This is a genomic window from Vibrio sp. 1874 (assembly GCF_033344395.1).
In the GTDB taxonomy this organism is placed as follows: domain Bacteria; phylum Pseudomonadota; class Gammaproteobacteria; order Enterobacterales; family Vibrionaceae; genus Vibrio; species Vibrio alginolyticus.
Window position 1 is genome coordinate 1 of the sequence record NZ_JAWPOR010000207.1, and the last position, 1,007, is coordinate 1,007.

Below are 1,007 nucleotides of genomic sequence, written 5' to 3' on the forward strand. Positions count from 1 at the left end.
GTTGAGATGGGCACAGATAAGCTTATTGAGGCGGAGCTGTATTCTCCGGTTCTGTCGAGCCAAGAGTTTTTTGTTGCTGGTAAGGTGGCGTACAGCAGTGAAGGGCGAAACTTGCCGGTCAGTGATGATGACTCGAGTTTAAGTTCGGTGAACGATTTTTTGCCAGTGTCTTATACCGAGTTTGTTTCCGAGATAGCGATTGGCATTCAGCCTACGTTGTGGCAAGAGTTGAGATTGGGCGGTCGATACTCTTCGGGTAGCATTGAGTTATCGACATTGGCGTCTGTAGGCAATCTAGATTTTGAGCGAAGAGGCTTGTTTGCCAATTACCGCTTAGACACCCTCGATGATTTTGCTTTTCCTACGCGAGGTTTGTTGGTCGACCTAGAATATTTGGTTTCTCACGATACCAGCCCTCAAGAGGTAGGTCAGTCCAAGCCTGAAGATATTGTGGAAGATACAGTGTATGAAATTGACGCTCGATTTAAGGGGGCAATGAGCTATCAGCGTCATACTTTAGTCGGACAAGCAGAATACAGCTTTGTGCAAAGTAAAAACTCGTCGATAACGCTGGACCCTCGTGAGTTAGGGGGCTTTTTGCATTTGTCAGGCATACCGAGAAACAGCTTGATAGGGCAAAACTTATTCTTCAGCAGTTTGGTATATCGCTACAAATGGTTCGACAATGATTTTGGATTGTTTGAAGCGCCAGTTTATGTAGGCGCGTCGCTAGAACATGGCGGTACATGGTCAGACAACGATCTGAAATTGAATGAAGCACCATTGTATAACGCTGCATCAATTTTCTTTGGTGTGGACTCGCCAATTGGACCTATTATGTTGGCATACGGTCGTACGGAGCAGGATATGGAAGCTGTGTATTTGATCGTAGGAACGTCGTTTAAATAATTGGGCTGTAGAAAGCAAAACCTTGGCATATTTGGTCAAAATTAGCAGAACTTTAGTCGTAAGTTGCTATGTTGGTCAAAATGATAAGATTTTAATTT

At 44.2% G+C, this 1,007-nt stretch carries 1 pseudogene; it reads left to right on the plus strand.

Going from position 1 to position 1,007, the window contains the following annotated elements:
* Window positions 1-909 (plus strand): annotated as a pseudogene (locus R8N46_RS25670) (serine protease); the annotation flags it as partial.
* Between the last annotated feature and the right edge of the window lie 98 nt (window positions 910-1,007).